Annotated in this window: 15 protein-coding genes; 3 read left to right on the top strand and 12 right to left on the bottom strand. The window is 67.9% G+C overall.

What is annotated here, in order from left to right:
* Positions 1-13 precede the first annotated feature (13 nt).
* The 4 genes from TY25_RS23105 to TY25_RS23090 all read right to left on the bottom strand — a co-directional run bounded on the left by TY25_RS23105 (position 14) and on the right by TY25_RS23090 (position 3,711).
* Positions 14-757, bottom strand: coding sequence for an SDR family NAD(P)-dependent oxidoreductase (locus TY25_RS23105; protein ID WP_042259121.1), 744 nt, complete (start codon positions 755-757; stop codon positions 14-16).
* Positions 744-1,538 (bottom strand): 2OG-Fe(II) oxygenase family protein, encoded by a 795-nt coding sequence (locus TY25_RS23100; protein WP_081869041.1) that lies wholly within the window; start codon positions 1,536-1,538, stop codon positions 744-746. The genes TY25_RS23105 and TY25_RS23100 overlap by 14 nt, the downstream gene beginning before the upstream one ends.
* Positions 1,539-1,693: 155 nt before the next feature.
* Positions 1,694-2,107: a DoxX-related protein gene (locus TY25_RS23095; protein WP_052383132.1), complete on the bottom strand. Its 414-nt coding sequence runs from the start codon at positions 2,105-2,107 to the stop codon at positions 1,694-1,696.
* 149 nt (positions 2,108-2,256) lie between these two features.
* A complete protein-coding gene (locus TY25_RS23090; protein WP_226887117.1) occupies positions 2,257-3,711 on the bottom strand; it encodes an ABC1 kinase family protein in 1,455 nt (484 codons plus the stop codon).
* Between the two features lie 139 nt (positions 3,712-3,850).
* On the opposite strand from TY25_RS23090, the gene TY25_RS23085 reads away from it, so the two are divergent.
* The gene (locus TY25_RS23085) at positions 3,851-4,627 is read left to right on the top strand and encodes a GntR family transcriptional regulator (protein WP_042259120.1); all 777 of its coding nucleotides are present in this window, start codon (positions 3,851-3,853) and stop codon (positions 4,625-4,627) included.
* A 78-nt stretch (positions 4,628-4,705) separates the two neighbouring features.
* On the top strand, positions 4,706-6,043 hold the full coding sequence (locus tag TY25_RS23080) for an ABC1 kinase family protein (protein ID WP_042259119.1): 1,338 nt from the start codon (positions 4,706-4,708) through the stop codon (positions 6,041-6,043).
* A 535-nt stretch (positions 6,044-6,578) separates the two neighbouring features.
* On the opposite strand, the gene TY25_RS42830 is transcribed toward TY25_RS23080, so the two are convergent.
* Positions 6,579-6,752 (bottom strand): hypothetical protein, encoded by a 174-nt coding sequence (locus TY25_RS42830; protein ID WP_156055125.1) that lies wholly within the window; start codon positions 6,750-6,752, stop codon positions 6,579-6,581.
* A gap of 19 nt (positions 6,753-6,771) precedes the next feature.
* Positions 6,772-7,338 (bottom strand): SRPBCC family protein, encoded by a 567-nt coding sequence (locus TY25_RS23070; RefSeq protein WP_226887118.1) that lies wholly within the window; start codon positions 7,336-7,338, stop codon positions 6,772-6,774.
* A gap of 224 nt (positions 7,339-7,562) precedes the next feature.
* On the opposite strand from TY25_RS23070, the gene TY25_RS23065 reads away from it, so the two are divergent.
* A complete protein-coding gene (locus tag TY25_RS23065; RefSeq protein WP_042259116.1) occupies positions 7,563-8,534 on the top strand; it encodes a DUF5996 family protein in 972 nt (323 codons plus the stop codon).
* Here TY25_RS23065 and TY25_RS23060 read toward each other — a convergent pair whose 3' ends face one another.
* The 6 genes from TY25_RS23060 to TY25_RS23035 form a co-directional block, all read right to left on the bottom strand.
* A complete protein-coding gene (locus TY25_RS23060) occupies positions 8,535-9,653 on the bottom strand; it encodes an NAD(P)H-dependent flavin oxidoreductase (RefSeq protein ID WP_042259115.1) in 1,119 nt (372 codons plus the stop codon).
* 225 nt (positions 9,654-9,878) lie between these two features.
* Positions 9,879-11,234, bottom strand: a complete 1,356-nt coding sequence (locus tag TY25_RS23055) for a WS/DGAT/MGAT family O-acyltransferase (protein ID WP_042259113.1) — start codon at positions 11,232-11,234, stop codon at positions 9,879-9,881.
* Positions 11,235-11,364: 130 nt separating this feature from the next.
* Positions 11,365-12,006, bottom strand: a complete 642-nt coding sequence (locus TY25_RS23050; RefSeq protein WP_042259216.1) for a class I SAM-dependent methyltransferase — start codon at positions 12,004-12,006, stop codon at positions 11,365-11,367.
* An 11-nt stretch (positions 12,007-12,017) separates the two neighbouring features.
* Entirely contained in the window at positions 12,018-12,971 is a 954-nt protein-coding gene (locus TY25_RS23045; protein ID WP_042259215.1) for a DMT family transporter, read from the bottom strand.
* Between the two features lie 312 nt (positions 12,972-13,283).
* Positions 13,284-14,966, bottom strand: a complete 1,683-nt coding sequence (locus TY25_RS23040) for a cutinase family protein (protein WP_042259112.1) — start codon at positions 14,964-14,966, stop codon at positions 13,284-13,286.
* A gap of 357 nt (positions 14,967-15,323) precedes the next feature.
* Entirely contained in the window at positions 15,324-16,859 is a 1,536-nt protein-coding gene (locus TY25_RS23035; protein ID WP_042259111.1) for an FAD-dependent monooxygenase, read from the bottom strand.
* Between the last annotated feature and the right edge of the window lie 293 nt (positions 16,860-17,152).

Below are 17,152 nucleotides of genomic sequence, written 5' to 3'. Positions count from 1 at the left end.
GTCACGGCAGGAGCTAGGCGTCGGCGAGCTCGGTGTTGATCCCGACCCCGAACACCCCGCCGGTGAGCGTGCTGCTTTGATCGAGTTCGATGATCGCCCGCGCCACCTGCTCGGTCGGTACCAGCGCCGGAAAGGTCGTGGGCGCAATGGCATTCGCGCGCACGCCGAATTCGGCGAACTCGGCCGCGATGTTGCGGGTGAGCTGGTTCAACGCTGCCTTCGACGCGGAATACAGCGTCTGCCCGGGATACACCTCCGAGCCGGAGATGCTGGAGACGTTGACGATATTGCGGTTGCGTGCGCGGTTCTCGGGCCCGGCGTGCATCCAGGCCCGCTGTCCGAGCCGGGCGCACAATCGAAGCGGCACCGCGACATTCAAGGTGAAGTGCGGCTCGAACTGTTCCAGCGCCGCCTCGCCGTCGACGATGCCGCGCGGCTGCAACTGCACGTGGGCGGCGTTGTTGACCAGCAGGTCGACCCCGTCGTACCGCGCCAGCGCGAGGTCGACCACCCGCTCCACCTCACCGGGCTGGGTGAGGTCGGCGCGGATCACGAACAGGCGCGAATCATTCTCCGGCACCGGCCTTTCCGGCTCCAGCGGATCGACGAACCACTCCAGCTGGGACGGGGCGGCCGGGGTGCGGGTGTGGCAGACCGCGACGATGTCGTAGTCGGTGTAGTAGGAGCGGCAGAACAGATCACCCAGGGTGCCGCTGGCCCCGGTGAGCAAGCAGACCCGGCGGTCACCAGTAGACAATGTTGTCTCCTCCCCAGCGCTGTATCGCGTCCTCCTTGGTGCGGTGCACCCACATGACCACGCTGCTGCGGTCGCGCCGGTTGTTGCCCGCGAAGGTGTGCCAGGTCCGCGGCGTGACCTCGAACAGGATCAGCGAATTGTCCAGCGGCGGAACCAGCGTCAGGTTCGGCATGGTCTCGCCCTCGGCGAGGTTGTCGTACAGCGCGGTCTCGCCGCCGTCGCCGGGCTGCCAGTCCGGGTTGCCGAAATAGAACAGCACGGCCACCGCCCGCACGTTCGCGCGCGCGGTCACGCCCGGCGGGTGTTCGCCGGTCTTGGTGTCCACCCCGTCGCCCGGCAGCCGCACCTCGTCCGGGCCGGGCGGATCGCCCGGGAACCAGGCGGGATTGAGGTCGTTGTGCGGCCAGCCGTACGGCGCGCCCGGGGCGTGGTGATGCACCGACCCCTCGACGTCGCCCGTCGCGGTGACGCCCGCGACCCCGGCGACCAGGTCGTGCCATTCCCGCGAGGTGAACACCCCGAACGGGCCGTCCCGCAGTTCGGCGAGCCCGAGCCCGTCCGCACTGTAGTTCGCGGCGACCTTGCCGAACCGGTCCACTTCCTCGCGCCGGACCCGGCTGAACTCCTCGGTGAGCCGCTGATAGAACTCCGGCACGAACACGTCCCGGGCGTACACGTGCGGAAACGGCTGGGTGCGGCGGATCCAGCGCCGATGGGCGAACAGGTCGGCGAACCACTGCGGCACCGCGGGCGCCGCCGCCGAGATCGACTCCGTTGTCACAGCACTCCCTCCCGAACGAACCTCTGGCGATCATATGCCCGGTTCCGGGCGGTGGTGCCGGGTGTTCGTTTTGTGCGGAGGGCCGAGACCGGTGCCTGCCGATACGGTTTCGGTTCCGGGAAACCCCTCGTGTTCCGGACGCCGCGACCGGGCGACTACGCGCTCGCGGCGACGGGCGTCCTGGTCTCCACCTGCGGGATGACCGCCGGCTGTCCCGTGGGACGCGCGCCCGCGAGCCGGGACGCGAGGAAGGCGAGATAGGCGATGAAGCCGACCGAGCCGATCGGCCTGCTCCGCCGGAAGGTGATCGCGAGACCGAGCGCCAACTCGGTGAACCCGTTGCGATATGTCCAGCGCCGGGTCGCGCGCGGGAACGCCCGCGCGGTCAGCGGGTCGAAGGCGCGCGGCGCAGTGAAGTGGGCCGCGCCCGTGCCGGCGAGACCGAGCCCGAAGGCGCGCGCCCGGACGCTGTCCGGTGGTCGCTGGATCCGTACCACCGGACGCGGTGCCGCTGTGCTCGCCGCGATCGCTGTGCGCCGTGTGCGACGGCCGAAGATTTTGCGGCGCATGTTTTCTCCTCTGGGTGCGAGCGCTGAGCCTGCGGGGTCTCTGTCGGTGTGCCGAGTACCGACCCTAACACTGTCCCAGACAGATTGACCAGGGCCTGCGCACGCCGAAAGGCCCGCCCCGAACCGGTGCGGGGCGTCCGAACGGAGAGTCAGCCGACCGACATCTGCCGGCCTGCCGCCTCGGCCCGGCGTGTACGGACGGCGGCCAGATCCACCGGCCGGTTCGGGTCGGGCGTCTCCATCGTCTCCAGCGCTTCGGCGAGCATCGGCAACCAGCGCAAGATCTCGTCGCGGAACGGTCCCTCGGTCTCCAGCTGACTCAGCACGCCGACGAGGGTGAGCATCGAGCGGGCGAACGGGGTGAAGTAGGCAGGCATCGTCATCTCGCGCACGACGTTCGTCAGCCGCGGATTCGTGGTGCGCAGCACCTGCTTGCGCAGCCACGGGGTGGTCATCCGGTAGGTCGAATGCTTGAGCGGTTCGCTGCACGGCGAGACCGCTTTGAACAGCGCCTCGCTGTCGAAGTTGCGTCCGGCGGCCACAAAGCCGTGGCGGCGGGTCGCGGCTTCCAGTTCCATCGGGCCACCATTGGCGAAGGCCTTGAAGTAGTCGATCGTGAGTTCCTCGAAACCCTCCGGTGGCCAGGCGCAGCAGGCGCCGAAATCGACCACGCCGAGTCTGCCGTCCGGCAGCACGCGGAAATTGCCGGGGTGCGGGTCGGCGTAGAGCAGCCCGTGCCGGCCCCAGCCGGAGGTGACGAAGCGCAGCATCAGCATGCCGACCCGGTCGCGCTCGGCCTGCGCGCCGGTGGCCACGATCCTGGTCACCGGGGTGCCCTCGACCCATTCGGTGATCAGCACGTCGCCGCGCTGGGCGACCACCTGCGGCACGTAGAAATCCGGATCGTCGGCGTAGGCGGCGGCGAAGGCGCGCTGGTATTCGGCCTCCGCCGCGTAGTCGAGTTCCTCGCGCACGCAATCGCAGATCGCCTCGGTGACCGCCTTGACGTCGGCGCCGGGCAGGAAGACGGTGGCCAGCAGCGAGATCCGCCGCAACTGTTCGAGGTCGCCCTCCACGGCCTGCCTGCCGCCGGGGTACATCACCTTGACCGCGACCGGTCTGCCGTCGTGCCAGACCGCCCGGTGCACCTGGCCGAGCGAGGCGGCCGCGGCCCGGCGATCGTCGAATTCCTGGAAATGCCACCGCCAGTTCTCGCCCATGCTCGCCGCGATGGCCGCGTGCACGGTCTTCGGGAGCATCGCGGGGGCCGAATCCTGCAGTTGGCTCAACGCGATCCGATACGGCTCGGCGATCTCCGGCGGCAGCGCCAGCTCGTAAATGGCAAGCAGCTGGCCGAGTTTCGCGGCACAGCCTTTCAGCTCCCCGAGCACCTCGAACATGTGTTGCGCGGTGCGCAATTGAATGTCTCGATTGACTTCTTCGGCCGATCTGCCGAGGGCGCGTTTGCCGACGCCGGCGGCCTGCCGCCCGGCGAAGGCCACCGGCAATGCGGCGAGCTTGGCATTGCGAACAGCGGCGCGAACTGGCGGTTTGCCATCGGACCTTGCTGTGAACAGGCGTGTACGCCGTTCCGTGGAACTCATGTCAGAACTGTCGCCGCTGCGCCGGATTGCCATGACTCACCTCACACTGTGCGCGGACCAGTGTCGCATACGTGCAGTCTGGCAGAGTAGGCCTTAGACTGTCTGGGACGTATTCGAACGTAGTCGAAAGGTGACTTCGATGGGAGCCCAGACGGTAGTCGCGGACGTTGCCGATGAGTTGGCACGCCGGGTTGCCGCGGGGGAGTATCAGCCGGGGGACCTGATGCCGTCGGTGCGGCAGGTGGCCGAGGAATTCGACATGAACCGGGCCACCGCGCAACTGACGCTGGGGCGGCTGGAGTCGAACGGCTTCGTCGAGGCGCGCCGTGGCAAGGGTTTCACCATCCGGGACGTCCGCGAGGCGGGCGGGGTGGATGTGTACCGGCAGCTGTTCCGTTTTTCCGTAGCCACGCCCGAGGTCGCGAGCGAGATGTTCCGCGACATCGTCGAGGTCGAGCGCGGCATCGTGATGGAGACGTTGCTGGCCTACACCGGCAGCGCTCAGGAGATCGATCCGGCACTGCTGAAGGCCGAGATCGACAAGCTCGAAACATTGGCCCGCCAGGACGTGCCGGACCTGCGCGAGATCCTCGCGATCGAGGTCGCCCTGGTGCGCAGGCTGCTCACCGCGCTCGGGCTGTCCATGCAGCGCGCGATCCTGAACTCGATCGGCGAGATGGTGCTCGAGGTGCCCGAAGCGGTCGAGGCGTTCTTCGCCGGCGCGCCGGACCTGCACGTGCTGGTCTGGCGGGCGCTCGCGGCGGTGTGGGATTCCGGGTCCGGACCGTCCGACGCGCAGGTCGCGTTGTTCGAGGACTTGTTCGGGATGTACCACGAGCGGGTGGTGCTGCGTTTCGACGAACTCGTCGGCGTGACCGACGGGCATTCCGGCGCGGACCACGCGGCCACCGCCTGAACAAACCTCGTTTCCGTGTGATTGACCCTCTGTCTCAGACAGAATAGGGTGAAGATCACGCAGCGAAGCGAGGTAACCATGGCAGGCAGCAGGCGTACGGGGTTGGCACGGTCGGCGAAACTGGCCAAGCTGCCCATGAGCATCATGGCCCGCCGGGTCACCGCGACCGGTCGCGCGATGATGACCGGCGCATCCCGTGGCGAACTCGACGACGAACTCATCGACAAAGCCGCCGATCAGGTGTTCGCTGTGCTCGGTGAACTCAAGGGCGGCGCGATGAAACTCGGTCAGGCGCTGAGCGTGGCCGAGGCCAGCATTCCGCCCCGGTTCGCCGATCGCTATCGCGAGGCGCTCACCCGGCTGCAATCACAAGCCCCGCCGATGCCGACGGCCGCGGTACACCGCATGCTCGCCGAGCAGCTCGGCACCCGTTGGCGGGAGCGATTCACCAGCTTCGACGACCAGCCGGTCGCGGCCGCCAGCATCGGGCAGGTGCACCGCGCGGTCTGGCGGGACGGACGCGACGTCGCGGTCAAGGTCCAGTACCCCGGCGCCGACACCGCCCTGCTGTCGGACCTCAAGATGCTCCAGATGTTCTCCGGCGCTTTCGGTCTCATGATGCCGGGTGCGGACACCAAAGCGCTGATCGCCGAGTTCATCGACCGCACGGCCGACGAACTCGACTACCGGATCGAGGCGGATCATCAGCGCCGCTTCGCCAAGGAGTTCGCCGACGACCCGCACTTCCGGGTGCCGCGGGTGATCGCGAGCGCGCCGAAAGTGCTCGTCTCGGAATGGCTGCAGGCCACCCCGCTGTCCGCGATCATCGCGAACGGCAGCAAGGCACAGCGTGATCGCGCGGGCGCACTGCTGGTGGAGTTCTCCCTCTCCGCGCCGGTGCGGGTCGGCTATCTGCACTGCGATCCCCATCCCGGCAACTTCCAGCTGCTCGACGACGGCCGCTTGGGCGTCATCGACTTCGGCGCGTCCATCGCGTTGCCCGCGGGCATCCCCGCGGTGATCGGCGAGCTGGGCCGCTGTGCCGTGCAGCAGGACTACGACCAGCTCGTACTGGTGATGCGGGACAACGGTTTCGTGCGTCCCGGGCACGAGCTCGAGCTCGGCCCGATCGAACGGCTGGTCGCGCCGATCGTCGCGCAGATCAACGGCGACAGCGTGCACATCAGCCGGGAGCTGTTGCAGGGGCACACCGCCCGCGCCCTCGACATGAAGAATGTGTCGCTGGTCAACACCCGGGCGGTGAAGGCGCCCACCGAGATTCCCGAACTGGCCATGCTGGGCCGGGTGTTCGCCGGGGTGGTAGGGGTCTGCGCGCAACTCGATGCCGAAGGGCCGTTCCTCGAGTCGGTCGCGCGCTGGTTGCCCGGTTTCGCGGCGGACGGTGCGGCGGCCTGACTGGTTCGGACGTGGTGGGGTACCCAGTTTTCCGGCGTGCGCCGGTGTTCCTCAGAGGTTCCGCGTGGAATTGTCTGGGACAATCAGTGCTAATTGGTCGATGTGATTCGGAGCCAGGTGAGTGTTCGCGCATTTCTGCGCGGACGTTGCGCTGGGCTGGTGGCAGTATTCTCCGTTGACTGCACGGTGTTTCGGTTGGTTGAAGTTGTGCGCGATCGAGGCGCGTTGCTCGAATAGTTGGTATCGAACATCTTTCGCGCGGCCGACCGCCACTGCCTGTGGATCGCGGTGGTGCAGCTCGGGACATCCATGACCGTCGGGTGCGTGGCCGACGGGCGGGAGATGTTGGCACTGAGCAAATCCGATGCTGTCGCGATGTCATCGAGTGCGATGGCACCGGCAGTCGTCGGTCGCGTTCGCGCGGACGAGATAGCGATCACCGAGAGCGAAACCGCGAGAAACTTCCAACCCAGACAGCATGCCGAGCCGGGCCCGCGGACCGCCGCAACCGACGCGCGGGCGGTCGGCGCAACGCTCAGCGATTGCCGACGGTGACCGCGGCGAGCACCAGCGCCGCCACGATCAAGACCGCGAGTACCGCCAGGATCAACAGGTTTCGGCCGGAGGGCGTGTCCGTGCGGACCAGGTTCGGGCATTCGATCGAGGGGTGTGCCGCATCGGCACAGCGACGATTGGCGCACGGGTACATGCCGAACCTCCGGAAGAAATCAGATCCGAGTGCTTAACCCACGCAGGCTCCAGCGCGCCACCGGACGGGCCAGTGGTACGAAGAGTTGCAGCGGCAACAGCGCGCCGAAGCGCGGCTGCACCGCGAGCGTCCACGTGAGAGTCGTGTCACCGGAACCGTTTCCGTGAAGCTCGTATTCCTCGGTGATCGACTTCATGACAAACGGTACCGAGGACTTCGTCGCGGTCAACGCGAGCCTATGGCCTTCCTCCCTGGCGATCACCTGCTCCTCCCCCGCGACCAGCAGCCCGTCGAACACGCGCGTGGTGCCGACGCCCCGGTTGTCGTCGCGATAGCGCATGCCGTTGACCAGCGGCAACCAGGAGAACAAGCCGTTGGTGTCCAGGGCCGCCCACACCCGGTCGCGCGGTGCGTCGAAGGTGTGCTCGGCGGTAACGACGAAAGCGGCTTTGTCATCGACGAAGCCGCGCAACGCCTTTGCGGACACCGGCTTGATCGGGTTGCCGCCGCCGGCGAGCAGCGCTTTGGTCCATCGGCGGGACACGATGAGCGCCACCAGCCCGGCGAGCGCGCCGACGACGAGCACGATGGCGACGATGGTGAAAAGCTTTGTCATCCGGACACTCCCAGTACTGTGCTGGCGAATACGGCGGACCGCCAGGCGCAAATCCCCTGCGCGCTTCGGCAGCGAGCGCGTGGCCCAGAGTATATACTGTCTCAGACAGTAGTGTGGCCGCAGCGTGAGCTGTCTGCTCCCATGTTGTGGCAACAGGCCCGGCGCGGTACTCGTACAGGCGTACCGTTTTTCTCATGACCGTCGCATTCGAGCCGCTGCCCGCGATCCCGCTGGAATCCTGGCGGCCGACCAAAGAGACCCTGCACCGGTTCGCCCAGGTCGTCGGCAAGGTGGCGCTGGCCGCGGGCATTCGGCGCAACCACTGGTGGCATATGACCTATCGGCTCACCGCGCGCGGCTGGACCACGGTGCCGCTGGGCTCCGCGCGCTCCGGGCCGGTGTTCACCTGCGCGTTCGACTTCTTCGATCACGTGCTGCGGATCGCGACCGATCAGGGCGCCGAAGCCGAGATCGACCTGGTCGACCAGTCCGTCGCCACCTTCTACGGCGCGGTGCGCCACGGCCTGCGCGACCTCGACGTGAACGTCGAACTGGCGCACCCCTACCCGTTCGACCTGCCGGACGCACGACGGCCGTTCGAGGACGACGACGAGCACCGCCACTACGACCCGGACAAGGTGCGGCACGCGTTCCGCGTGCAGAGTCAGGTGGGCCGGGTGCTGGAGGAGTTCAGCGCCACCTATTCGGGCAAGATCAGCCCGGTCCAGCTGTTCTGGCACACCTTCGACATCGCCGTGCAGCGGTTCTCGCCACGCCATGTCGAGCTGCCCGACTCGGTGGATTCGGTGACCCGCGAGGCGTATTCGCGCGAGGTGATCAGCTCCGGGTTCTGGTTCGGCGACGACAAGGTGCCCGAGCCGACCTTCTACAGCTACACCGCGCCCGAACCCGCCGGGCTGGCCGAGCGCTCGTTGACCCCGAACGGCGCCCGCTGGGTCGCCTCCGGTGCCGGGCACTCGGCCTACTACGCCTACGACGAAGCGCGCGCGGCCGCCGATCCGGTCGGCGCCGCGCTCGAGTTCTTCCAATCTGTCTACGCGAACGGGGCGGAGCTGGCCGGGTGGGACACCGACCAGCTCACCTGCTGGGGCGGCATCACCGACCCGGTGCTGCGCGAAAAGGGCTGGCCGGAATGGCCGGAATGATCAGCCGTTGAGTTTGCTGAGGCGATCGCACGCCTCGACGTACTCTTCGATCAGCCGGCCGACCACGTCGGCGGAGCGTTCGACCCGCTGCATCATGCCGACCACCTGGCCGACCGGATTGAAGTTCACGTCCTTGGCCGCCTCCGGGTAGCGGTGCCCGCGCTTGACGCCGTCCAGCGCCACCATCATCTGCAACGGCATGGGCAGCGGGTCGGGGGTGTCGGCCTGCTCCCAGGCGTCGGTCCAGTCGTTGCGCAGCATGCGGCACGGCTTGCCGGTCCACGACCGGGAACGCACGGTGTCGTGGCTGGTGGCGTCGATGTAGGTCTGCATCTGCGCGGGCGGCACATTGGCCTCCTCGACGGTGAGCCAGAGCGATCCGGTCCACGCGCCTTGCGCGCCCATCGCCAGCGCCGCCGCGACCTGGCGGCCGTTGCCGATGCCGCCCGCGGCCAGCACCGGCAGATCGCCGACGGCGTCGATCACCTGCGGCCACAACACCAGTGACGAGATCTCGCCGCAGTGCCCGCCGCCCTCGGTGCCCTGGCAGACCACGAAGTCCAGGCCCGCGTTCTTGTGGTTGAGCGCGTGCTTCACCGAGCCGCAGAGCGCCCCGATCAGCCTGCCCGAATCCTGCACCTGCTTGATCACGTCGTCCGGCGGTGTGCCGAGGGCGTTGGCGACCAGCTTGGCCTTCGGATGCCGCAGGATCACCTCCACCTGCGGGGCGGCGGTGGTCGCGGTCCAGCCGAGCAACTGGTTGTGCCGCTCGCCGTCGGGCAACTGCGGGACGCCGTGATCGGCGAGGATCTTCTCGGCGAAATCGCGATGACCGTGCGGCACCAACTCCGCGAGCTTGGCCTCGAGTTCCTCGGGGGTGAGGCCGTCGATGCCCTTGCCCTCGTATTTGCTCGGGATGACCAGGTCGACGCCGTACACGCCGTGCACGTGCTCGTCGAGCCAGGCCAGCTCGACCTCGAGTTCCTCGGCGGTGAAGCCGACCGCACCGAGCACGCCGAGCCCGCCGGCATTGCTGACCGCGGCCGCCACGTCGCGGCAGTGGGTGAACGCGAAGATCGGGAATTCGATCCCGAGCCGCTCGCAGATTTCGGTACGCATGGCGTGCTGGTCTCCCTCGCCGCGGCGTCGCGACGAACGACGCGCAGCTGTCCTAGAACGAGTTACATGATTGTCCGCAGTGGGTGCCGGTCCGTCGCCGGACTCCGACTCGCCGATTCGGCCGCGAGCCGCAGATATCGCCATGACGCGGCAGCGGCTTCCTCGACGGGTCGGTGCACCATCACTCGACAGTAACACGTTCTAGTTTTGCTCGGAATGGGTCTTTCAGACGGCGGCTTCCTCCAACTCGGTCAGCGCGTGCTCCAGGTGGTCGAGCAGGCGCGGGAGTTCCGGCACGGTGCGGCGGCAGCCCACCACGCCGAAGTCGAGGTGATCCGCGGTGGTGGTCAGGGTGAGGTTCACGGCCTGGCCGTCGAACGGGATCGACATCGGATAGGTCGCGTCCAGGCGCGCACCGTTCCAGTACATCGGTTCCCGCTGGCCGGGCACATTCGAGATCACGATGTTGAAGGCAGGCGTGGTCAGCGGAATGAGCCCGGGCAGCAGGCTGAGCGCGAGCGGGCTGAGCATCAGCGCGGACAGCGCCATGGTCTGCGTGCTGGACAGCGAACTGTAGACGTCCTTGCTTTTGCGCATGGATTCGCTCACCACGCGCAGTCGCTCCAGCGGGTCGGGGATATCGGTGGCGAGGTTGCACAGCACCGCGCCGACCTTCACGCCATTGGTCTCGGTGTCGTCGGCCGAGCGCAGCGACATCGGCACCATCGCGATCAACGGCTTGTCCGGCAACGCATCCCGCTCGGCGAGATAGGACCGCAGCGCGCCGGACGACATGGTCAGCACCACGTCGTTGACGGTCGACCCGGTCGCCTTCTTCACCTGTTTGATCCGTTCCAACGGCACCGACCGGACCGCGGTGCGGCGGGCGCCGCCGATCGGCACGTTGAACATCGTGCGGGGCGCCTCGAACGGCAACGTCAGCTGCTGCTGCACCAGGGCCTGCCGCGCCACCCGCACCATGGCGGCACCGGATCCCGCGGCGGACAACAGGTTTCGGGCCGCGCCGCGCAGTCCGCCGGCTGCACCGGTGCTCTCCCGCCGCGGACGCTGCGGCAGATTCCACGGCACCCGCGGCTGCGCGTCGGCCGGGTCGCTGGTCAGCGTGCGCTGCAGGACGCGCTGCGCGGAGACGCCATCGATCAAGGCGTGGTGCATCTTCGAGTACACCGCGAACCGGCCGTCCGCGAGACCCTCGATCAGATAGATCTCCCACAGCGGGCGATGCCGGTCGAGCAGCGTGCTGTGCAGCCCGGAGGCGAGTTCGACCAGTTGGTCGATCCGGCCCGGGCTCGGTAGCGCGAGCCTGCGCAGGTGGTATCCCAGTTCCACGTCCTCGGCCCGGCTCCAGGCCATTTGTGGCGCGCCGAACAGGGTGGCGGGGTGTTTGCGGAAGGTCGAGTCGATCTCCTTGGCCGCCAGCAACTTTTCGTGGGTGAGCCGGGCGAAATCGGGTCCGGCGTCCTCGGGCGCTTCGAAGAGCTGAAGCGAGCCGACGTGCATCGGGTGTTCCCGCGATTCGGCGAGCAAGAAGACGGCATCGACCGGTGCGATGAGTTCCATGGTTGGGTCGCCCCCTGACGACAGTGGTGTGGGTTGCAATCGAATCGACCACATTGTCGGGTGGGCCACGCGCAGCCATGAATCCTGCGCGACATCACCAAAATACCTGGTCCGGCTGATGCCTGCGCGGCTATTGGCGAAGCTTCACCGCCAGCAGGCAACCCTCCGGAAAGCGTTCGTCCGGATCCGGCTGCCGGATCAGCCGGGCGCGGACCTCGAACCCGGCATCGCGCAGCAACTCGGCCATCCGCTCGGGCGACCAGCGGTAGGCGCGAGCCACTTTGTGGTCGAACGCTGTTACGGCATCGGTTCCGTCGAACGCCTGGAAAGCCAACAGCGCGTGTCCTTCTGGTTCGAGTACCCGATAGAACTCGTTCAACACTCCCGGCACGCGTTCGGGTGGCACGTGGATGAGCGAATACCAGGCGAGGATGCCGCCGAGGGAGTCGTCGGCGAGCGCCAACCGCTCCATCGAGCCCACCTCGAAGGACAGCTGCGGGTATTGCCGCCGGGCGATGCGGATCATCTCCGGCGACAGATCGATGCCGCGGACGTCGACGCCGAGACCGGCCAGGTGCGTCGTCAATCGCCCTGGCCCGCAACCGATATCGGCGACGGGGCCGCGCACGAGTTCGGCGAAGACGCCCAGTATCGCGCGATCGAATGGTTTGCCCGCGAGATGGTTCCTGGCGAATTCGGTGTAGAGCTCGGCCATCTCGTCATAGGACGCGCGGGTGACGGCTACATCGGGTGCGTTCGGATGATCAACCACCGCCTCATCATTCACCCGCGCACCGACAGATCCGGCTGCTGATCCGGCGGGCGCTCCGGCAATTGCGCGGCGGCTTCGGGGGCGGCGGGCGAGCAGGTCAGCGCGTCCTCGTGGACTTCCCGGCTGCGCGCGGTACCGAGGATGGAGCCCAAGATCACCAGCGGGAAGCCGATCGCCATGCCCGCGGTCAGCGGTTCGCCGAGCGCGCTCACGCCGAGCACGATGGCCACCGCGGGGTTGATGTAGGTGATCACGGTCGCGCGGGCCGGGCCGACCTCCGAGATCAGCGCGAAGAACAGCAGGAACGCCGCGGCGGTGCACACCAGCGCGAGGCCGAGCACCGAGAGCGTGGCATCGGCGGGATAGCTTGCCGGCCTGCGCAATACCGCGAACGGCGCGTACACCACGGCGGCGATCAGCAGCGAGGCGGTCACCACGCCGAGCGGGGGCAGATCGGCCAGCGAGCGGTTGATCACGATCGGGCCGAGCGCATAACCGACGGTGGTCAGCGCGATCGCGCCGATGGCGGCCGGGTTGGACAGATCGATGTCGAGACCGACCAGCGCGGCCACGCCCGCGAATCCGACCATCAGCCCGGTGAGCCGGCGCCGGTCGAACCGGTCGTGGCCGAGCTTGGTCACGATCACCACCGCGATCAGCGGGACCGCGGCGATCAACAGGCCGACGGTCGAACTGTTCAGCGTGGTCTCGGCGAAGCCGATGAACAGCCACGGTCCGACGATCTCCACCACGGTGTACAGCAGCAGCGGGCGCCACCGCTTGAACACCGGGCCGAGGGCCTTGGTGTACCACGCGATCGGCAACAGGACCAGCGCGCCGATCAGGGTGCGGCCGAACGCCACCACCACCGGATCGAAATCGTCCACCGCGATCCGGATCATCGCGTACGGCACGCCCCAGATCACGCCCATCGCGAGGAACAGTGCCCACCCGCGCTGCGTCATCGCCCGGCCCCCGGTCGACACGGCACGTTCCGGCAGGTTCGAATTACTGGCATGCGGCACTCGCTTTCGATCGAACGCGAGCTTATACAGGAGATCGGATCATCCGACAGATCCACTTCGCGATGCGCAGACCAGGCCACTTGCCCCGAAATATCGGGGCATCGGCGTCTTTCGGCCACCCGTGTGCGGTGGTCCATGCCCGGTCGGCGCAGGCGGGGTCATAGTGGATTCCATTGCAGCACAGCGGTACCGGCTAAGGCGAACGGCGCCACCGGTGCTCCGGTGACGCCGTTCGCCTGGTGCGAGCCGAACTCAGTTGGCCGGTGCCACGGTGCTCGTGGTGGCCGGAGCCACGGTGCTCGTGGCGGTGGGCGCGGCGGATTCCGTGGTGCTGGTCGCCGACGGGGCCGACTTGGTGGTGTCGATCGGCGCGGCGATCTCGGACGGGGCCGAGGTGGTCGTCGTGACCGGCGGGGTCGTGGCCGGTGCCGGCGTGGTGGTCGGCGCCGTGGTGGACGGCGTCGTGCTGACCGTGGGCGCGGCGCTGGTACCGGTCGGCGCCGCGGTCGTGCTGGTCGGGGCGGCCTTGCTGGTGCTGGTGGCCGCGGCCGCCTTGTACACCGCTTCCACGTCCGCCTGTTCCGGCTTGGCGTTCTTGTCGATCTTCTTGCCCTCCTGCGCCTGTTTGGCCAGGTGGGTGATCCACGCCGCCGCGTATTCGGCGGAGGTCAGCGGCTTGCCGTTGGCGGGATCGGCGTCCTTCCAGTAGTCGAAGTGGTGGCCGGTGTGGTTCGGCCCGAGGGTGAGCTTGTACGGATCGCTCATCACCACCGGAATGGTGTTCTGGTTCGTCACGATGAGACCGATGATCTCGTTCAGGATCTTCTGCGGCAGGTACGCCAGCGGCGACATGTCGTCGGCCGCGATCGCATCGGCTTTCACCGGGGTCGTGGCCGGCGGCTGACCCGGCTTGTAGGCGGGATCGGACACCTTCAACAGCACCTGGAGGAAGGTCTCGTCGCTCTTCATCCAGTTCGGGTTGGCGGCGATATCGGCGAACGCGGTCATCGCGATCCGGCCGAGCACGACGGCGACATCCTGGCCGGTGGCCGGGGTCAGCCCGTCTCGTTCGAGCGCGTCGACATTGATCTGCCTGCCCACGTTGACCACCAGTTGCAACAGCGAAATGTTCTCCGGCGCAGAGCAAGTCAGGTCGCCGTCGGAGCAGAACGAGGCGATCTTGCCGTTCAATTTGCCGAAATCACCGCTGGTGCCGGGCAACGCGCCTTGGCCCGGTACGGGATTCTTGCCGTTCTGATACTTCTGGTCGAAGCCGTCGGGGTTGCCGAACGGATCCTTCGAGCCAGGGAAAGGTCCGTCGCCCGCGCTGCGTCCCGCGTCGGCGAGGATCACGACGCCGAGGACATCGTCGGGATCGACGATCCCGTACGCGCCGTCCTGGCCCGCCTCCTGATGGCCGATCTTCTGGGCGACGCGGCGCACGACATCGGCGCCCTCGCTGTAGCCCACGATCGAGAACTTGGTGTCCGGGCAGGCCTTCGAGATCTCGCGCATCACCTGTTCGGTGTTCGCGGCGCCGGCGTTGACCGCGTCCTCGTAGGTGGCCATGTTCGCCGGATAGGCGATGTAGACCGCGGCGTACGAGCCGGGCTCCACCTGTCCGTTCGGCGCGTTGACCACCGGATCGACCCACTCGCTGTTGTGGTCACCGGCCATCGCGGCGGGCAGTTCCTTGCCGTCCGCGCCGAGGAGCAGCTTCGTGGTTCCCGCCACCGGGGTGTCGTTGCGTCCGGCCACCGAGACCGTCACCATGTCATGACACTCGGTCACCGACGTCGTGAGCTGCGTATCCCTGGTCTGTGGTGACGACGTCAATGCGAACGTGGCGGCCACCGCCGCCGCCACGCCCAGCACCGCCGGCGCCGCGACCGCCGAGGCGATCCGATGTCGCGCGAAGAACTCGCGAAAAGCCATGTCCTTATCCCCAATCCATTACCGGCAAGGTGACGGACAAGGCCCCCCCGAGGGCCATGCGTCACCGAGGACGTCGTGGCCGGGGTGCCGAGTGTTACTGGGTGGAATGGTTGCGGGCAGTGTGGAATCGGACACGTCGGGCGCTATTCCCCTTGACAACCAATCTTGTTCGCTGGGGTCTAGCTGGCCTTATAGCCAATGGGCATGTCTGGTGGCCTGGTTCGTGATCTATCAATGCCCCTATAAATGAGGTATCCCCGGGTCGGTGCGGAATCATTTCTCGAAATGCGGCAGTAGTTCAGGTGTGGCTTCACTCGGTGCACCCGGAATTCGGCAGGCCGGATTTCGCGGACCGCATCAACTCTGCGCGCAGGTAATCGCGGTCAGTACCTCGCGGAGAGCCGATTCCGCGTCCGGCCGGGCCGCCCACCGGGCGCCGATATGCCCGTCGGGCCGGACGAGCAGCGCGCCGTCGGTTCCCAGCCCCCAGTGGTCGGCATGCGCCCCGGCAAGGGTCTCGATGCGCAGCGGCCATGGCAGCGCTGATTGCTTCCACTCGTCCGGCGCAGGCGTGAGCAGCGTGAACCAGGCGCCGAGCAGGTCCAGCGTGGACCGGCCGTTCGCGAGCCACAGATGCGGCATGCGATGGCCCGGCAGTGCGGTGGGCACGTACTCCGTGCCCATATCAGTGGATTCCGCCACGCTGTCGGTGGTGTGCACGGCGGCCGAGCGATAGCTGACGCCGAGTACCAGCCCCATCTGTGCGAAATACTGTTCGGACCAAGGCAGTTCGATCTTCGCCGGGGAGCTGTCGGGCCGCGGATCGGGGCGGCCGTGCTGCACCTGGAGCATGAGCCGGGTGTTCTCGACGGCCTGCCGCAGGGTCCGATGGGCCACCGGCAGGCGCTCGATCTCGTAGGTGTCCAACAGCTTCGGGCCCGCCCATCCGCGCAGTATCCCCGCCAGCTTCCAGCAGAGGTTGTGCACGTCGGCGACGCCGGTGTTCATGCCGAGGCCGCCGACGATCGGCAGTGCGTGCGCGGCGTCCCCGGCGAGCAGTATGCGCCCGGCCCGGAAGCGTTCGGCCACATGGGCGTTCATCTCCCAGTGCTGTACCCGAAGCACCTGGGCCGATACCTGCGGGCCGAGCGCGTGCGCGAGCAGGGCGGACCAGTCGGCGTCGGCCACGTCGTCGGGTGTCGGCACGAACCACAGCCAACCGCCCTCGGGGTAGAGCGGAGCGAACGATCCCTGCATGGTGAAGTAGACGCCCGCGGGCTGTTCGGCCCGCCAGCTCGGCAGGTCCGCGTCGAAGACCACCGAGGTGGCACGGCTCAGTACCCCGGGACCCGTGACGCCGATGGCAAGGCTTTGCCGGACACCGGAATTCGCGCCGTCGGCAGCGATCGCATAGCGGGCGCGGACCTCGGTCGTGGTCCCGTTGCTCCGATCGATCAGCGTCGCCACGACACCGTCGGCGGCTTCGGCCAGCTCGACGGCCTCGACCTCGAAGCGCACCGGGGTGCTCGCCGCCGCGAGCAGCGTCGGCTCCAATCGATCCTGCGAACTGACCACGCCGAGCACCGGACTCGCCGGGATCGGCGCGTCCACCCCGACCATCGCCGCCGAGGCGAAATCCTTGTCCAGCAACCGATCCCGGAAACGAATGCGCCCGTACTCCGGCGGGAAGGCCCGGGCGGTGATGGTCTCGGCGATGCCGAGCCCGCGAAAGATCTCCATCGTTCGGGCGTTGATCAACCGCGACCTGGGAAACGGGGAGAGTTCGCGGCGCTTCTCGACCACGAGTGTGCGCACTCCCCAGCGTTGCAGCAGAGCACGGGCCGTCAGCCCGACCGGCCCGCCGCCGACAATCAACACCTCGACCTCGAGCACTCCGCGCTCCTCCCGACTCGTCCGGCGTCTCCGCCACAGACCACTGTGCCGCAGTGCCGTCTCACGCCGGTTGCACCGAGGTTTCACCAGCTCGAGCGGGTGGTGACGGGCTGGTCGGACCGGCTTTCGCCGCAGGGGCCGCCCGGTGCCGAACTCGGCTGCGGTCGCCCTCGGCGGTGGTGTAGATTCGCACGGCCGACGGCATCCGATCTGCAGCGGATGCGCTTCGCCCCTGCCGGGGGCGTCGTCGGCTGCTCGCGCTTCAGGCGAAATTTGCCGGGTTTACGGAGTTA

Origin of the sequence: Nocardia brasiliensis NBRC 14402 (assembly GCF_000308475.2) — a bacterium.
Lineage (GTDB): Bacteria > Actinomycetota > Actinomycetes > Mycobacteriales > Mycobacteriaceae > Nocardia > Nocardia brasiliensis.
The sequence above is the reverse complement of the archived record's forward strand: the minus strand, read 5'-3'. Positions and strand labels throughout refer to the sequence as shown.